This window comes from Myxococcus sp. RHSTA-1-4, assembly GCF_020037125.1.
GTDB lineage: Bacteria > Myxococcota > Myxococcia > Myxococcales > Myxococcaceae > Myxococcus.
On the sequence record NZ_JAIQDG010000020.1, the window covers coordinates 36,367 to 51,137 of the forward strand.

Consider the following 14,771-nt stretch of genomic DNA (forward strand, 5'->3'; position numbering starts at 1 on the left):
CGTGGATGCCAGGGCGTACCTCCAAGGGTGGACCTGGATACCTTATTTGCAAGCCGGGGGCCTCAGGGAACAGCGGAGGCCCGGGGCGCCGGCGCGCGCTCCGAGAGCGTCATGCGGCCCGCCTTCGCGTCCTCCTTCACGTCGAAGCGAGCAAGGAAGCTCAGCCCCAGCAGCCCATCCGCGCCCTCGGGCAGCGTGTCCGCCACGGCCACCTCGACGTTGGTGGCCTTCGCGCCCTGCACTTCCAGGTCACTCACCTTCGCGAGCCGCACGGTGAGGATGTCGTGGCCCGCCTGGAGCCGGACGGAGGGTGCGCCCTCGAGCGGGAGGGCGAGCTTCTCCGCGAACGCCTTCGACAGCACCACCCGCGCGGAGTCGGTATCCACGAGGAAGCGGCCCTGCACCCCGCCACCGGCGCGCGCCTCCACCTGACGGGGGCCCTTCTCGGGGAAGGACAGCTCCGCGCGGCCCTGCCCGTCCGTCCCGCAGTTGCTCGCGCCCGAAAGCTGCTCCAGCCGCTCCAGCATCTTCGGGTCGTGCGCGCCGCCACCCCGGGCCTGGAGGTGCTCCAGGACGGCCAGCCGTGCCTCGCAGTCCTTCCCCCCGCGCGCGGCGGCGGTGGCCAGCAGGTTGGTGACCTGGGGCTCGGCGGGCTTGAGGAGGAAGGCCTGCCGGAAGTCGGCGGCCGCCTTGTCCAGCGCGCTGCTGGCGTCGTAGGCCATGCCGCGCCAGATGAAGTAGTTGGCGCTGTTCGGGGCGCCCTCGATGAGCTCCGTCACGTCGCGGGCGGCGAGGTCGAACTCCTGGAGCTGGACGTGCGCCGTATAGGTGAGCTGCCGGAGCGCGGTGGACTTCCCGCACTTCGCGATGAAGTCGTCACCGGCCTGGATGGTGCCCTTCAGGTCCCCGGCGTCGAACAGGGCCTGCGCGTACTCGCGGCCCTTCGTCTTGTCGCAGGGCTGGAGGGACAGCTCCTTCCGCAGGTGGCGGATGAGCACGTCCTTCTTGCCGTAGTCGAAGGCCTGGGCTTCCGGTGCCGTCTCCTCACCGGCCGGACGCAGCACGAGCCACGTGCCCGCGCCGACGGCGGCCAGGCCCAGCACGGCGCCCACCACCACCGCGCGCGTCTTCTTCCCCTGGTGATAGCGCTGGATGCAGTCAGCGCAGCGGTCCTTGCCGCCCTCGAAGGTGGCGCACTTCACACAGAGGGACTTGTCACAGCCGCCACAACGGGTGGTGGCGGCGGTGTCGGGGTGCTGGAAGCAGGTGGACTGGGTCATGGCGGGCGCCTTCTACCCCGCGTCGCCGGAGCGGGGCAAAGGACACCTCACGCCGCGGCGGAGGGCGGAGCCGGGTCACCCAGGAGCTGCTCCGCGGTGAGCTGGTCCGCTGCGGCGCCATGGAAGTATTTCATCAGGCCCACCGCTTCGTAGCGCGGCATCACACGCGGAGTGAGCAGGCCAATCTCGCGCAGGTTGGGCACCAGCCGGCTGAACATCACCTGCCGGAACTGGTGCAGGCCGGGCGCCTCCAGGACGAGCTCGCGCCACCTCGCGCGGGAGATGCGTCCCTCGAACCACTCCTCGAAGACCTCGTAGGCCATGAAGCGGTTGCGCATCAGCAGCGCCACCTCGAAGGCCCAGTCCTCGCGCTCCTGGCGCTCGCGCTCCGTGAGCTCCTTCGTGTACTGCTCGCGCAGGGCCAGCACGCCGTAGTGGACGTGGCGCGCCTCGTCCTGGATGACGCGCTTGAGCAGCTCCTTCAGCAGCGGCTCGTGCGTCTGGCGGTACAGCATGCCGAACGCGCCCAGCGCCAGTCCCTCCACCATGATCTGCATGCCGAGGAACTTCATGTCCCAGCGGCCGTCGCTCATCAGCGCGTCGATGATGACGAAGAGGTTGTCGTTGATTTGATAGAGCTTCTCCAGCTTCTGGTCGAGGTAGCGGTGGAACACCTCGACGTGGCGGCCCTCGTCCATCACCTGCGTGGCGCCGTACAGCTTGCCGTCGAAGAACTGCACCGCCTCCGTCACCTGCGCCGCCGCGAACAGCGCGCCCTGCTCGCCGTGGAGGAACTGCGAGAGCAGCCACGACGTCATGCTGTAGAGGAACGCCTGCTTCTCCTTCGCGTCCAGCCGCACGCCTTCGTCCTCCAGGCGGCGCAGGTTCACGAAGTCCTCCGGGAGGATGGGCACCTCCGGATTCAGCGGGTCCACGCTCGTCGCCCACGGCAGACTCTCTCCGTCCCACTGGCCCTGCTTGGCGCGGCGGTACAGCTCCGCCATGGCCGGCTGGTCGCTGGGGTACGTCCAGTCGAAGTGGGCCTCGTGCGAGGAGGGAATTCGCGTGGGCACGCCCTGCTTGCCCCGGCGCAGCAGGAGCCCGCGCACGCCGGAGGGGAGCAGCGCGGAGCGCACGCGCGGGTCCTTCATCTCCGCCATCACCTCCAGCGTCTCCAGGTAGCTGTCCACCTGGTCCCGCACCCGCGGGGGCAGGAGGCCCACCAGTCTCTGAAGCTCCACCATGGCTTCCTCCTCTTCGGACGTCCCCGAGGGGCGTCAGTGCGCGGCCAGGAAGTTCCGGGCCTGCGTGGTGTGGTAGCGGGCAAGGAAGGTGTTGATGAGCGGCAGCGCGCGCCGCACCAGCTCCGCGCCCTGGCCCGGGGGCAGCCCCGACAGCCGCTTCGCCAGCAGCCGGGCCTCGTTGGCGAGCAGCCCCGACATGGCCTCCACGTACATGGACAGGTCGTCCACGGTGAAGCCCAGCTCCGCCGTGAAGCCCGCGGTGCGGAGCTGGCCCCACAGCTCGACGATGTACACGTCGTCGAAGGCGAGCACCGTGCGGCCGCGCTCCTGGCGCGTGGCCAGCAGGCCCAGCTCCACCATGCGGTCCAGCTCCGCGCGCTTCACGCCCGTCCGCCGCAGCAGCTCCGCGGCGTCCACGGTGGCCGACGCATCGGCACCCGCGCCGAGCGTGGGTCCGAGCCGCTGGCGGACCTCGTGGATGAGCTCCCGCTGGCGCGGCGTGAAGGCCTCGTCCTTCTCGTCCAGCATGGCGCGGATGGCCTTGAGCGGCAGGAAGCGCTCCTCCTGGAGCTGGCGGATGAGGCGCAGGCGCTCCAGGTGCGCCTCGCCGTACCAGGCCATGTTGCGGCCCGTCTTGTGCCCCTCGGGCAAGAGGCCCTGCTGGACGTAGAAGTGCACCACCTGCCGGGACAGGCCCGCGCGCTCGCACAGGTCCTTCATCCGGTACGGGAAGGACTGGCGGTCCACCGTGGCGCCAGCACCTCGTGCCCCCGGCATCGAGGAGCCACCCTCGCCCACCGGGCCTCGATTCCGAGCCGCTGTCCGCGCGCGCTTCACGGCACCTCCACGGTCACCGGCGTCACCGGACGGGCCACGCACGCCAGCACCTGGCCTCGCTCGTGCTCGTCAACGGTCAGGCAGTTGGGCTCTTCCATCCGCACCTCACCCGAGCGCAGCGTCACCCGGCATGCACCGCAGCCTCCCATGGCACACGAGTACGGCATGGGCAGCCCCGCCGACAGGGCCGCCTCCAGCACCGTGGTGCCGGCCGGCACGGTCAGTTCGCGCACAGCGCCTCGGAGATGCACCGTCAGCGGTTGATGTCCCGCGCTCTCCGGTGCGCTCGGAGTCGATGGGCGCAGGTGGGGTCGGGTGAAGCGCTCCTCGCGAATCCGCTCGGCAGGCACGCCCCGGGCGAGCAGCGCCGCGCGGGCCCCCTGCATCATCGGCTCCGGGCCACAGAGGAAGTACGTGGCCGGCTCCTCGACGTGGATGGGCAGCGCGGCCAGCTCCTCCTCCACCCGGCGCGGCTCCAGCAGGCCCACCCCGCCCTCCCAACCCGGGGGCGGCTCCGAGAGCACGTGGCGGAGGACGAAGCGGCCGGGCCGCTCCCGGGCGAGCGTGGCCAGGGCTTCGCGGAAGATGATGTCCACCTCCCGCCGGTTGCCATAGACGAGCGACACGCGGGTGGCCGGCTCTGAGGCCAGCACCGTGCGCGCGATGGACATGAGCGGAGTGATGCCACTGCCGCCCGCCAGCAGCACGAGGTGCCGGGGCGCGCCTGAAGAGGGCTCCGGCGTGAAGGCTCCAGAGGGCCCGAGCACCTCCACGCGCATGCCCCGCTCGGCCCGGTCGTTGAGGAAGTTGGACACGCATCCACCGGGCACGCGCTTGACGGTGAGGGCCACGCGCGAAGGCCCCTCCCCGCCCGGCGCGCACGAGGCCGAGTAGGCACGGCGCAGCGACTGCCCGTTCACGGTGACGAGCACGGTGAAGAACTGACCGGGCTGGAAGGTGATGGGCGCGCCGCTCGGGTCCCCGAGCACCAGCGTCACCGCGTCCGTGGTCTCCCGCACGACGCGCTCCACGCGCAGCGTCCGCGAATGGAGGCCGGGAACCGGGGCCGGCGCGACGGAGGACAGCGGCCCCGGGCGAGAGCGGCGCGCCACCAGCGGTGGAGGGTGCCGCCCCAGCACGGTCGCCCCCAACATGGCCACGTCCCGCTTCAGTGCGCCGTAGCGCTCGCAGAGCATCCCGGGGAGCAGCTCGGCGACCGGGTCTATCTCCTCCAGCGGCCGGGAGGCACGTGAACCGAGCCCCCGCGTCATCACCGGCGGCTCGTGCACGCCCCGCAGACCGTCCAGCACCATGCGGGCATCCCTGCGAGCCTGGTCGATGCGCGGCGTGAGCGCGGACGGCAACAGCCGGGCCGCGACGCTGGCGGCGACGTCGAGGGCCGAGACGAACTTGTGGCGCGAGGGGGTCTTCACCCCCAAAGGCGTAGACCCGCACTCTCCGTTGTGCAAAGTGCCACTAGACACTTTACGTTCTGAAGTCGCATTTCCGACGGATGGGTGCTCCCACCCGAGCCCCTGATTCGACAGGGACTCACGGGCCATGCAATCGACCGGCGGCACGTCCGTAGGAGGGGTATCCCGGAATCTTCAGGAGCCGCCCATGCGCCTGCCTACCCTGCCCGCCCTGGCCCTCGCCTTCACCCTCGCCACTCCGGCCCTCGCGGAGGACGCCGCGAAGAAGCCTGATGACTGGCGGGTGGTGTGCGCCACCAACACGAAGGATGGCAGCCGCGCCGTCCAGGGCACCGACCTGGTCATCGAGGCCGGGGAGAAGGTGAAGGACGCCGTCGCCGTGGAGGGCAACGTCATCATCCGCAAGGGCGCCGTGGTGGAGGACGCCGTCGCCATCCGCGGCCGGGTCATCGTCGAGGCCGGCGCCCGCGTGAAGGGCGACGCGGTGTCACTCGGCGGAGAGGTCCGCGTCCACAATGGCGCCCGCATCGACGGTGACGCCGTGGCGCTCGGCGGCAGGCTCAACATGGACAAGGAAGACGCCGTCGCGGGCGACAAGGTCAGCCTGTCCTTCGAGATTGGCGGCAAGGACGTGGTGCGCGGCCTCATCGAGGGGGCCCTCGACAAGGACATGCGCTGCCACATCATCGACAACGAGGACAAGGACGTCTGACAGCCCGCGGGCCCTTGTCGGCCTCTCCGCGGGAAACGGCAGGTGTCAAGCGGCGGGAGCGGCGCCGGAGGACTCGGAGGCCGGAGCCCCGGCGCTGGTGTGGGGCATCAGCCCGGCGCGCAGGGCGAGAATCTGCGTGCGCGCCAGGTCCTTCAGCTTCTCCAGGTCCGCCAGCGTCATCCCCTTGGTGGAGATGGGCGTGCCCACCGTCACCAGCCCGCGTGACGTGGCGAAGCGCCACGAGTGCTTCGGCAGCGCGCGGCGCGTCCCACTCACCGCGAGCGGCAGCACGTCCGCCTGCGCCTCGATGGCCAGCCGGAACGCGCCGTCCTTGAAGGGCAGCAGCTCGTCCGTCTTCGAGCGCGTGCCCTCCGGGAAGATCATCACCGGCATGCCCTTCGCCAGCCATTCGCGGCAGCGGGCCATGGCCCCCGTGGCGGAGTCACGATCGCCGCGGTGCACGGGGATGTCCCCCGCCATCCACATCATCCAGCCCACCACCGGAATCTTGAAGAGGCTGGCCTTGCCCAGCCACTTCATCTCCCACGGCAGGTGCGAGATGAGGAACGGGTCCGCGTTGGACTCGTGGTTGCTCACCACCACCGTGTTCGGCGCCACCCGCGCCGGCACATCGCCGTGCACGCCGAAGCGCCAGAACGGCGTCAGCTTCGCCGCGGTGACGCCCACCAGCCGGAAGCACCGCCCCGTCACGTGACGGCGCCGTTCGAACGGCCAGGTGACGATGGCGAGCGCGAGCTGCACGAAGAAGCCGACCAGCGCCACCAGGCCAATCTCGATCCACGTCCAGATGGACAGCAATGCGTTCATGAGAGCCTCGAGCAAGCTTCAGCGGACCGCCGGGTCCAGGTCCACACTCACCGGACAGTGGTCCGAGCCTGTCACATCCGGATGGATGGCGGCCTTCTTCACGTAGGCCATGGCCGCCGGCGTGGCCAGGACGTAGTCAATCCTCCAACCGATGTTCTTCTCCCGCACTCCGACGCGCTGGCTCCACCACGAGTAGTGCCCGCCGCCCTTGTGGAAGTGACGGAAGGTGTCCACCCAACCGGCGCGAATCCAGCGGTCGAACTCCGCGCGCTCCTCCGGGCGGAAGCCGCTCGTCTCGCGGTTCTCCCGGGGGCGCGCCAGGTCGAGGTCCTGATGCGCCGTGTTGAAGTCCCCAACCACCAACACCCGCCCCCCGTCGCGCAGCGGCTTCTCCAGCTGCTCGAAGAGGCGCCGGTAGAAGGCGAGCTTGTAGGGGATGCGGCTGAGGTCACGGTCCTTCCCATTGCCGTTGGGAAAGTAGCCGTTCACCACCGTGAGCTTGCCGAAGCGGGCAATCTGCAGCCGCCCCTCCACGTCGAACTCCGCCTCGCCCAGGCGCGTCTCCACGTCATCGGGCTCCGTCCGGCAGAACAGCCCCACCCCGCTGTAGCCGGGGCGCTCCGCCGCCACGAAGTGCGTCTTCCAACGCGAGGGCGCCCGCACCTCATCCGGGAGCTGGTCGGCCCGCGCGCGCACCTCCTGCACGGCGACCACCTGCGCCCGGGCCCCGGCCAGCCACGGCAGGAAGCCCTTGCGGTGGACGGAGCGCAATCCGTTGACGTTCCAGGAAACGACTCGCACGGAAGGCTTATGACCCGGCCCGCACGGTATTTCCAGCCCCTACCGCGCGCACTCCCGGTAGGGGTGGGGGCATGCCCGGCTACTGGGGCTCGGCCGGGCTCGCCTTGTTCTGCGGCTGGCGCGCCGTCCTCAGGATGAAGTCGGCGGCGTTGTTGCCCGTGTCGTGCCCGTTGCCCTTCAGCGCGTCCGCGCCGGTCTCCTCCATGGAGGCCGTGGTGGAGGCGGAGTGGGCCTTGCGCTCGAAGCTGCCCGCCGCGTCCGGAACGGGCTGGATGGCGGTGCCCTCCGGCCTGTTGGCGGTGCCGTAGCCCACCGTGTCCACCGCCGTCGGGTCGTCCGGGTCCACGGTCAGCTCCGGTGGGCCGACGCGCACGTGGCCCCCGCTGGCCCCCATGAGGAACAGATTGTCCCAGTTCGCGTCCTGCGTCGCCCCTCCCGTGCCGGCCGAGTAGCTCCTGCCGCCCACCAGGAAGTAGCCGCGCGGAGCGATGCTCGAACCGGAAGGCAGGGTGAAGCTGACGTAGTTGTCCCCCGCCGCGCTCTTGTATTGCACCTTCCACCCGGCGAGGTTCACCGTGCTCGCGGTGGGGTTGTACAGCTCGATGAACTCGTCGTTCTCACTGCTCACGCTCCGGGGCGCGAGCTCGCTGATGACGATGTGGTTCGCGGTGGAGCCCGTCACCTGGATGCTCGACGCGGCGGACTGCGTCCCGAGCATGGCGACCAACCGGCCCGCGCCGATCGCGCCGCCCGCCGTGAAGTCGAACTTGGCGGACAGCGTGTTGGCGGGCACCGTGACACGCACCGGCGCGGTGCCCAGCGCCGCGGGCTGGAGCACGAGGTCCACCGGCGTGTCCACCGGCGGGGGCACGTCCAACATCACCGTGAAGGTGTGCGTGCCGCCTCCGGCCACCACCGCCGCCTCGGGCGTCAGCAGCGCCAGCGCCGCGGGCTGATCCACCGCGAGCACCCGCACCGTGGCCTCGCGCGTCTCGGCGCCCAGCCTGGCCGTCAGCACCGCCTTGGTCACCCCCGGCTCCGCGTCCAGGTCCGCGCTCACCACCACCACGGCCGAGCGAGCGCCCACCGGGATTCGCACCAGGTTGCCGCTCTCCACCACGACGGCCGGGCTGGAGGAGGACATCTCCACCCACACGTCCGTGGGCGCGGGCTCCTTCAGTGAGAGCGTGAGCTGTTCCGGGAAGGTCGGGCCCGTGAAGCCCGAGCGCACGAAGGTACCCGTCGGGCCGAAGGTGGACAGGGCCACCTGCGTGGTGCCCGCGTCGGTGCCGGCATCGCTGCTGGTACCCGCGTCGGTGCCGGTGCCGGCATCCGCGCCGGGCCCCGCGTCGGCGCCAGCATCGAGGACGGAACCGGCATCGGTGCCTGCATCGATGTCCGTGCCCGCATCGAAGCCGGAGCCCGCATCCGGGTCGCTACCCGCATCCGTATCGGTGCCCGCGTCAGTATCAGAGCCCGCGTCCAGCCAGGTGCCGGAGTCCGGGGAAGAACCGGCGTCCGCGCCACTGCCCGCGTCGGCGTCGGCGCCCGCATCCGTGACGGCTCCCGCGTCGATATCAGCCCCCGCGTCTGCATCGCTGCCCGCGTCCGTGCCTGTCCCCGCGTCGGTGTCCGAGCCCGCGTCCGCGCCAGGGCCCGCGTCGGTGCCGGTCCCCGCGTCCGTGCCTGTCCCCGCGTCCGTGCCGGAGCCGGCGTCGCTGCCACCACCCGCGTCCGTACCGCCGTCATCCTCCGTCCCGGCGTCCGTCGGTATCCCCGAATCCGCGCCGCCGTCCGGCTGCTGCTCGGGAGTAAGGGTGCAGTCGTTCTCGCAGCCGTCTCCCTGGGTGCGGTTGCCGTCATCGCAGCGTTCGGTGCCCTCCACCCGGCCGTTGCCGCACACGGCGCCGCCGGCATCCGGTTCTGGAGCGGACTGGCAGTTGCTCGCGCAACCGTCACCGTCCGCGGTGTTGCCGTCGTCGCACTGCTCGCCCGCCTCCACGAGGCCGTTTCCGCAGACCGGGTCATCGCCGCAGGCCGAGGCGAGGAGCAGCAACGCGGACAGCGGAGCCATGAGCGGCCGGAAGGACCAGGGCATGAGGGTGGACTCCGTACGGCGGGAGGGGGCGCTCCTCACATCTCATGGACGTCACCGAGTACGCAATTGGCGGCAGATTACAACCACGCCGGAAGCCACGCTCCCATGCCCGCTCGCAAGGCAGGCCCTGCTGGGGAAGCGACCAGGAGCTCCACGCGGGCTCACCTGCAGATGCCGCAGTCCGGCAGACAGCTGTTGTACCAGTTGGCGGTCCCGCACGACTCGGTGACCTGGCAGGTGCCATCTCCGCACCGGTAGATGTCCTGATCTCGCATCCTCGTCGCGAGAGGCCGGTACTCGGCGCCCGAGTAGACGCACCTGTCGAAGAACAGCCCCGTGGAATCCAGCGTGCAGTGCCTGGAGCAGTCCCCCACGTAGACGAGGGGCGGGCACTTCAGGCGCTGGCTACCCGAGTTGTCCACCACCGCGCACGCCCGCGCGCTGCTCTGGTTCTGGCTCAAGAGCGTCCCCCGGCTGCCCGCGTAGATGCCCTGACCGGTGAAGAGGTTGCCGAAGAAGCACGACTCATGCTTCGGGAACATGTTCAGCTCATCGTTCGTGTACGCGATGACCTGCCCACTCGCATGTCTGCCCAGCACGGAGATGGGGATGCTCACCTTGTAGGGGTTGACGTGGGCGGCCAGGCACGCGGAGACGAGCTCCTGCTCGAGCTCCGACGAGGCCGAGCCGCCTGCCCATCGGGGTGCCAGTCCCAGCGAGCCCGTCCAGGCGTACGTCTTTCCGGTCTGCGGACACGTGTACGTGCGCGCCTGTCCGGCGGGCACGGCGCAACGGACGACGTAGCGCATCACCTCGTCCGCCAGCACCGGATTCGAATGGAACCAGTTCTTGAAGGCCTCGGTGGACAGGCCGTTGAACGAGAGGCCGTTGAATGACAAGCCATTGAAAGACAGCCCGTTGAACGAGAGCCCGTTGAACGACAGGCCGTTGTCCACCAAGACGTCCTGGACCTGGGCGCGAGGCTCGGGTGGCTCGGGTGGCTCGGGCAGGAGCTCCGCCGGCCCACACCCGCCTCCCATCCCCAGCAGCAGGACGCATGACACCAGGGCCCACGAACCAGCACGACACATCATGCCGCGGCGGCGGCCGAGATCGACGGTATGCATGTGATTCCCCTTGGAGGACGCCCGGGAAGGGAAGCAGAGACACCCGCGCTCGGTGCCCCCTCTCATTTGAAATCTTGTAAGCCCATGGCACCTGTATCGCGAGCACCTGCCCCTCCGCCCCCGGCTACTTCCCAATGGCAGACACATTCCGCGTCCGGAACCGGACGTACGCGTGCGCCTTCATCCGGAAGTGGATGATCGGATGAATCGCGGCGTGGCCGCTTCGCGGCTGTCACACCGGCATTTCCTTGAGACTTCTCAGGCAGCAGCCCGCGCCGCTGAACTGACGCACGGCCCCTCAACCCGAGAACGGCTCGGGCCCGGACGCGCGCCCCACTCCCGGTGGCTCCATGCCGTGCTGCATGAGGAAGCCGCGGACGGCGTCGGCGATCTCCGTGCCCGCCTCCAGCAGCCCGGCATGTCCTGCATCATCCACCCGCAGCCAGTGCGCGTGCGGCATGGCATCCCGCATGCGCTCCATCTCGCGCAGCGGCACGAGGGTGTCGTCGCGCGCGGCGATGATGAGCGTGGGCACCCGCACCCCGGGCACCACGTCCCAGGCGTGCCCCTCCGCCAGCCCTCGCAGCGTGTACCAGTACGCCTCCGGGCTCATCCGCCGCAGGGCCTTCATGAACTCGTCGATGTCGGCCCGCGGCGCCCGGGGCCTCAGGGCGCCCACCGCCCGGCCCAGCGGGTACGCGAAGCGGCTGGCCATCACCGAGTGCGCCATCGGCGCGGCCAGCGGCAGGGCGGGCGTGGCGGCGCGAAAGACGCCACGGGTGGCGAACAGAATCGCGCGTGGAAGCAGCCGGCCCGTCCCCGAGCCCGGCGCCCCGGGCGTGCCGGCGACGAGCGTCATCGCGGGCACCAGGTCCGGCCGCCTCCGGTAGAGCTCCAGCAGCACGCGCACGCCCATGGAGAAGGCCACGTGCAGCGGCGGGCTCCCGTCGCCCCGCGCCATCACCTCCTCGGTGATGCGCTCCAGGTCCTCCACGTGCACGGGGACGCGGTAGTCCCCGCTCCGCGAGTCCTCGCTGCCGCCGTGCCCTCGGTAGTCCCAGTGCACCACCCGGTGGTCCTGCTCCAGGCTGGCGACGATGTACCGCCAGAAGTTCTCCGACGTGCCGATGCCATTGGTCAGCAGCACCGTGCGACGCCCGGCCATCTCCGCGTCCGCGGTCTCCTCCCGCAGGTTCCCGAAGTGCGTATGCCAGGCCACCCGGGTCCCATCCGGGGCGGTCACGAAGCGGGTGGCTCGACGATAGGGCATGCCACTCCCAACCATGGGGCGCCCCCGTCATGGGCGCAAGGTCTCCCGGTAGCCAGGCGGGCTCCATCCGGCCCCCCCCTCCTGCCCGCTCACCCCACCGTGACGCTCCCACCACCCCGCACCGCCGGGTTATGAGAAGGACCATGCTCTGCGTGGACGCGGAACAATTCGATATCGCTCCCCCGCTCGCGAACTACACCGAGCACGGCTACGCACGCCTGGGACGTGTCCTCTCCGACGAAGGCCTCGCCCTGCTGCGCGAGCGGGCGGACGACCTCATGCTCGGCCGTGTCGTCCACGAAGGCATGTTCTTCCAGCCCGACGCCACCACGGGCCGCTACGAGGACGCGCCCCTGGGCCTGGGCTGGCAGGGCCCCTCGCTGGACTACCGCAAGCTGGAGAAGCTGGAGAAGGACCCGTGCTTCCTGGCGTGGCTGGAGAACCCGCTCTTCGAGCGCATCGCCCGCGCCCGCATCCCCGGCGATATCGTCCTCTACCGCGCCATCCTCTTCCACAAGGGCCAGGCCGGCGGCAGCAACCTGCCCTGGCACCAGGACGGAGGCCGGCTGTGGGGCCTCAGCCGCGAGCCCGACCTTCAAATCTGGACCGCGCTGGACGACGCGCCCGAGGACGGCGGCTGCCTGGAGGTCATCCCCGGCAGTCACCGGGGCGGGCTGGTGACACCGCTGGGCGGCGTCATCCCCGCGGACGCGGTGGCCGCCGCCGGGGCCGAGCGCCACGCCATTCCCCTCCCCGTCCGCGCCGGCGAGTCCATCCTCGTCCACAACCACGTGTGGCACCGCTCCGGACGCGGCCGTCCCGGGCTGCGCCGCCGCGCCTTCTCCGCCTGCTACATGGGCGCGGACGTGCACTGCCTGCGCAAGAAGAAGGCCCCCCGCGTCTTCCCGCCCGTGTTCCGCGGGTAGCGGGACGTCTCAGCTCAGCAGGTGCAGCGGCAGGGGCCTCGGCATCCCCGAGTCCCGCGCGCGCTGCGCCACCGGCAGGGACACGCGGAAGGTGCTGCCCCGCCCCTCCTCGCTCTCCACGGTGATCTCCCCGCCGAAGCCGGTGACGATGCCGTGGCAGATGGACAGCCCCAGCCCGGTGCCCTCGCCCACCGGCTTGGTGGTGAAGAACGGGTCGAAGATGCGCGCGCGCACCTCCGGAGGCATGCCACTGCCGGTGTCGTGCACCTCCACGATGACCCGCTCCCCCGAGTGCCGCAGCACCAGGCGCACCTCGTGCTGCTCCGGCTTGCCGGGCGGAATCGCCTGCGCGGCGTTGATGAGCAGGTTGAGGAACACCTGCCCGAAGCGGCCCTCGTTGCCCTCCACCAGCGGCACCTCGCGGTACTCGCGGACAATCTGCGCCCGCATCTTCAGCTCGCCGCGCGCCATGGTGATGGCGGACTCCAGCACCGCCTGGATGTTGACGGACGTGGCCACCTCGTCGTCGCCGCGGGAGAACGTGCGCAAATCCCGGACGATCTGCCGCACGCGGTGCGCGCCGTCGGACGCCTCGCGCAGCACCTCCTCCATCTCCGCGGTGCGCCCCGGCGGCAGCTCGCGGGCCACGCCTTGCAGCTCGCCGGAGAGGAAGGACAGGTTGGACAGCACGAAGGCCAGCGGGTTGTTGATTTCGTGCGCCACGCCGGCCGCCAGCGTCCCCACCGCGGCCAGCCGGTCCGACACCACGAGCTGCGCCTGCATGGCCTTGCGGTCGGTGATGTCCAGCGCCACGCCGCCCAGCAGCTTCCGCCCGGGCTGGTCCCTCACGAGGAAGCGGTAGGTGAGCCAGTAGCGCACGTCGCCGTCCGGCGTCGGAATCATTCCCTCGGTGGCGGTGGGCTTGCCGGATGCCAGCACCGCCCGGTCATCCCGGCGCACGTGCTCCGCGGACGCCGGGGGCATCAGCTCCGTGTCGTCGATGTTCGTCAGGTCCGCGCCCTCCGGCAGCCGGAAGAAGCGGCGGTACTGCTCGTTCACCCAGATGCGCCGGCCCTTCTCGTCCTTGATGAAGGCCACCACCGGGCTGTTGTTCATGAAGGAGGCGAACAGCTCCTGCGACTCCTGCAGCGCGGCGAGCGCGGCGGTGCGCTGGACCATCAGCTCCTGGCGCGCCTGCGCCTCCGCCGCGTTGCCCATGGCCGCGCCCAGCAGGCCCGCCATCAGCTCCAGCGTGCGCACGTCGCGATCATCGAACGCGTGCGGCCGGCTGGAGATGACGTTGAGCGCCCCCACCGGCCGCGCCTCGCGCCACAGCGGGACGCAGATCATCGAACGCGCGCCGACCTGACGGGTGGCGCGCACGTTGACGCGCACGTCGTCCTCCGTGTCGTCCGTGCGCATCACGTCACCTCGCAGCAGGCTGGAGCCCGTGAGGCTGCCCTCCACCTTCAGCCGGAAGCCCGAGTGGGCCTCCACGCTGCCGGTGGCCACCCGGTAATGCACCTCTTCGCCCTCCAGCAGGGCCACCGCCGCGCCGTCCGCGCCGCACAGCACCCGCGAGCGCTCGCACAGCAGGCGCATGATTTCGTCCAGGTCCAGCCCCGCCAGCGCCACGTCCGACTGCGTCTGGATGATGGCGGCCAGCCGGTCCATCTCCCCGCGCGCCGCCGCCTCGGACGTGCGCCGCTGCCGCCGTGCCGCGCCACGCCGCTCCAGCAGCAACGTGCGCGCGCGCACGTCACCGGGCGTGAAGGGCTCCACGAGGTACTCGTCCACCGCCGCCGCCAGCAGCGGCTCCAGCTCCTTCTCCGTGGCGGTCCGCGCCAGCCCCAGCACGAGCGGCTCGTCCGGCCGAGCGCGCACCCGCAGCGAATCCAGCCAGCGCGCGTCCTCCGCCAGCGCCGCCGCCTCCACCACCAGCACGTCCACCGGCCCATGCACCAGCGCTGCTCCCGCCTCGGCCACGCTCGCGGCGGCCGAGACGTCCTGCCCCTGGCGGCGAAGCTCCTCCGCCACGGGGTGATGGAGATCAGCGGTGATGCACAGGAACTTCATCCAGCCCTTCCCTGCCCCCTGAGGAGCGGCCTTCCTGGAATCTTACAGTTCCGTCATACGGAAATCCACCACGCCGCAGCACCCCGGGACGATGAGTCCCGGGCGCCCCAGGGCTGCCATGCAGGCAGGGTGCAACGGA

At 70.9% G+C, this 14,771-nt stretch carries 12 protein-coding genes; 2 read left to right on the forward strand and 10 right to left on the reverse strand.

Annotation, left to right across the window (positions count from 1 at the left end):
* Positions 1-62: 62 nt before the first annotated feature.
* From K8638_RS25780 to K8638_RS25795, 4 genes are read right to left on the reverse strand one after another with little or no spacing between them, the layout of a single operon-like run.
* Positions 63-1,280, reverse strand: a complete 1,218-nt coding sequence (locus K8638_RS25780) for a retropepsin-like aspartic protease (protein WP_223757276.1) — start codon at positions 1,278-1,280, stop codon at positions 63-65.
* A gap of 47 nt (positions 1,281-1,327) precedes the next feature.
* Positions 1,328-2,524 (reverse strand): ferritin-like domain-containing protein, encoded by a 1,197-nt coding sequence (locus tag K8638_RS25785; protein WP_223757277.1) that lies wholly within the window; start codon positions 2,522-2,524, stop codon positions 1,328-1,330.
* Between the two features lie 33 nt (positions 2,525-2,557).
* Complete coding sequence (locus K8638_RS25790; RefSeq protein WP_223757278.1) at positions 2,558-3,301, reverse strand: MerR family transcriptional regulator; 744 nt, start codon at positions 3,299-3,301, stop codon at positions 2,558-2,560.
* A gap of 56 nt (positions 3,302-3,357) precedes the next feature.
* Complete coding sequence (locus K8638_RS25795) at positions 3,358-4,794, reverse strand: ferredoxin--NADP reductase (RefSeq protein WP_223757279.1); 1,437 nt, start codon at positions 4,792-4,794, stop codon at positions 3,358-3,360.
* 187 nt (positions 4,795-4,981) lie between these two features.
* On the opposite strand from K8638_RS25795, the gene K8638_RS25800 reads away from it, so the two are divergent.
* Entirely contained in the window at positions 4,982-5,506 is a 525-nt protein-coding gene (locus tag K8638_RS25800; protein ID WP_223757280.1) for a hypothetical protein, read from the forward strand.
* Positions 5,507-5,551: 45 nt separating this feature from the next.
* Here K8638_RS25800 and K8638_RS25805 read toward each other — a convergent pair whose 3' ends face one another.
* The 5 genes from K8638_RS25805 to K8638_RS25825 form a co-directional block, all read right to left on the reverse strand.
* The gene (locus tag K8638_RS25805) at positions 5,552-6,334 is read right to left on the reverse strand and encodes a 1-acyl-sn-glycerol-3-phosphate acyltransferase (RefSeq protein WP_223757281.1); all 783 of its coding nucleotides are present in this window, start codon (positions 6,332-6,334) and stop codon (positions 5,552-5,554) included.
* An 18-nt stretch (positions 6,335-6,352) separates the two neighbouring features.
* The gene (locus K8638_RS25810; RefSeq protein WP_223757282.1) at positions 6,353-7,135 is read right to left on the reverse strand and encodes an exodeoxyribonuclease III; all 783 of its coding nucleotides are present in this window, start codon (positions 7,133-7,135) and stop codon (positions 6,353-6,355) included.
* A gap of 79 nt (positions 7,136-7,214) precedes the next feature.
* Complete coding sequence (locus tag K8638_RS25815) at positions 7,215-9,233, reverse strand: lamin tail domain-containing protein (protein ID WP_223757283.1); 2,019 nt, start codon at positions 9,231-9,233, stop codon at positions 7,215-7,217.
* Positions 9,234-9,394: 161 nt separating this feature from the next.
* Positions 9,395-10,360, reverse strand: coding sequence for a hypothetical protein (locus tag K8638_RS25820; protein WP_223757284.1), 966 nt, complete (start codon positions 10,358-10,360; stop codon positions 9,395-9,397).
* Positions 10,361-10,658: 298 nt separating this feature from the next.
* Positions 10,659-11,630: an alpha/beta fold hydrolase gene (locus K8638_RS25825; RefSeq protein WP_223757285.1), complete on the reverse strand. Its 972-nt coding sequence runs from the start codon at positions 11,628-11,630 to the stop codon at positions 10,659-10,661.
* 143 nt (positions 11,631-11,773) lie between these two features.
* Here K8638_RS25825 and K8638_RS25830 point away from each other — a divergent pair, with 143 nt between their 5' ends.
* Positions 11,774-12,556 (forward strand): phytanoyl-CoA dioxygenase family protein, encoded by a 783-nt coding sequence (locus tag K8638_RS25830; RefSeq protein ID WP_223757286.1) that lies wholly within the window; start codon positions 11,774-11,776, stop codon positions 12,554-12,556.
* Positions 12,557-12,565: 9 nt separating this feature from the next.
* Here the strand turns inward: K8638_RS25830 and K8638_RS25835 are convergent, their stop codons facing one another.
* On the reverse strand, positions 12,566-14,632 hold the full coding sequence (locus K8638_RS25835) for an ATP-binding protein (protein ID WP_223757287.1): 2,067 nt from the start codon (positions 14,630-14,632) through the stop codon (positions 12,566-12,568).
* Between the last annotated feature and the right edge of the window lie 139 nt (positions 14,633-14,771).

Excerpts from the sequence above, each read along its gene's own strand:
- K8638_RS25800 (WP_223757280.1), top strand. The coding sequence starts at position 4,982 with ATGCGCCTGCCTACCCTGCCCGCCCTGGCCCTCGCCTTCACCCTCGCC.
- K8638_RS25830 (WP_223757286.1), top strand. The coding sequence starts at position 11,774 with ATGCTCTGCGTGGACGCGGAACAATTCGATATCGCTCCCCCGCTCGCG.
- K8638_RS25820 (WP_223757284.1), bottom strand. The coding sequence starts at position 10,360 with ATGCATACCGTCGATCTCGGCCGCCGCCGCGGCATGATGTGTCGTGCT.
- K8638_RS25790 (WP_223757278.1), bottom strand. The coding sequence starts at position 3,301 with ATGCCGGGGGCACGAGGTGCTGGCGCCACGGTGGACCGCCAGTCCTTC.
- K8638_RS25825 (WP_223757285.1), bottom strand. The coding sequence starts at position 11,630 with ATGCCCTATCGTCGAGCCACCCGCTTCGTGACCGCCCCGGATGGGACC.
- K8638_RS25785 (WP_223757277.1), bottom strand. The coding sequence starts at position 2,524 with ATGGTGGAGCTTCAGAGACTGGTGGGCCTCCTGCCCCCGCGGGTGCGG.
- K8638_RS25780 (WP_223757276.1), bottom strand. The coding sequence starts at position 1,280 with ATGACCCAGTCCACCTGCTTCCAGCACCCCGACACCGCCGCCACCACC.
- K8638_RS25805 (WP_223757281.1), bottom strand. The coding sequence starts at position 6,334 with ATGAACGCATTGCTGTCCATCTGGACGTGGATCGAGATTGGCCTGGTG.
- K8638_RS25835 (WP_223757287.1), bottom strand. The coding sequence starts at position 14,632 with ATGAAGTTCCTGTGCATCACCGCTGATCTCCATCACCCCGTGGCGGAG.
- K8638_RS25815 (WP_223757283.1), bottom strand. The coding sequence starts at position 9,233 with ATGCCCTGGTCCTTCCGGCCGCTCATGGCTCCGCTGTCCGCGTTGCTG.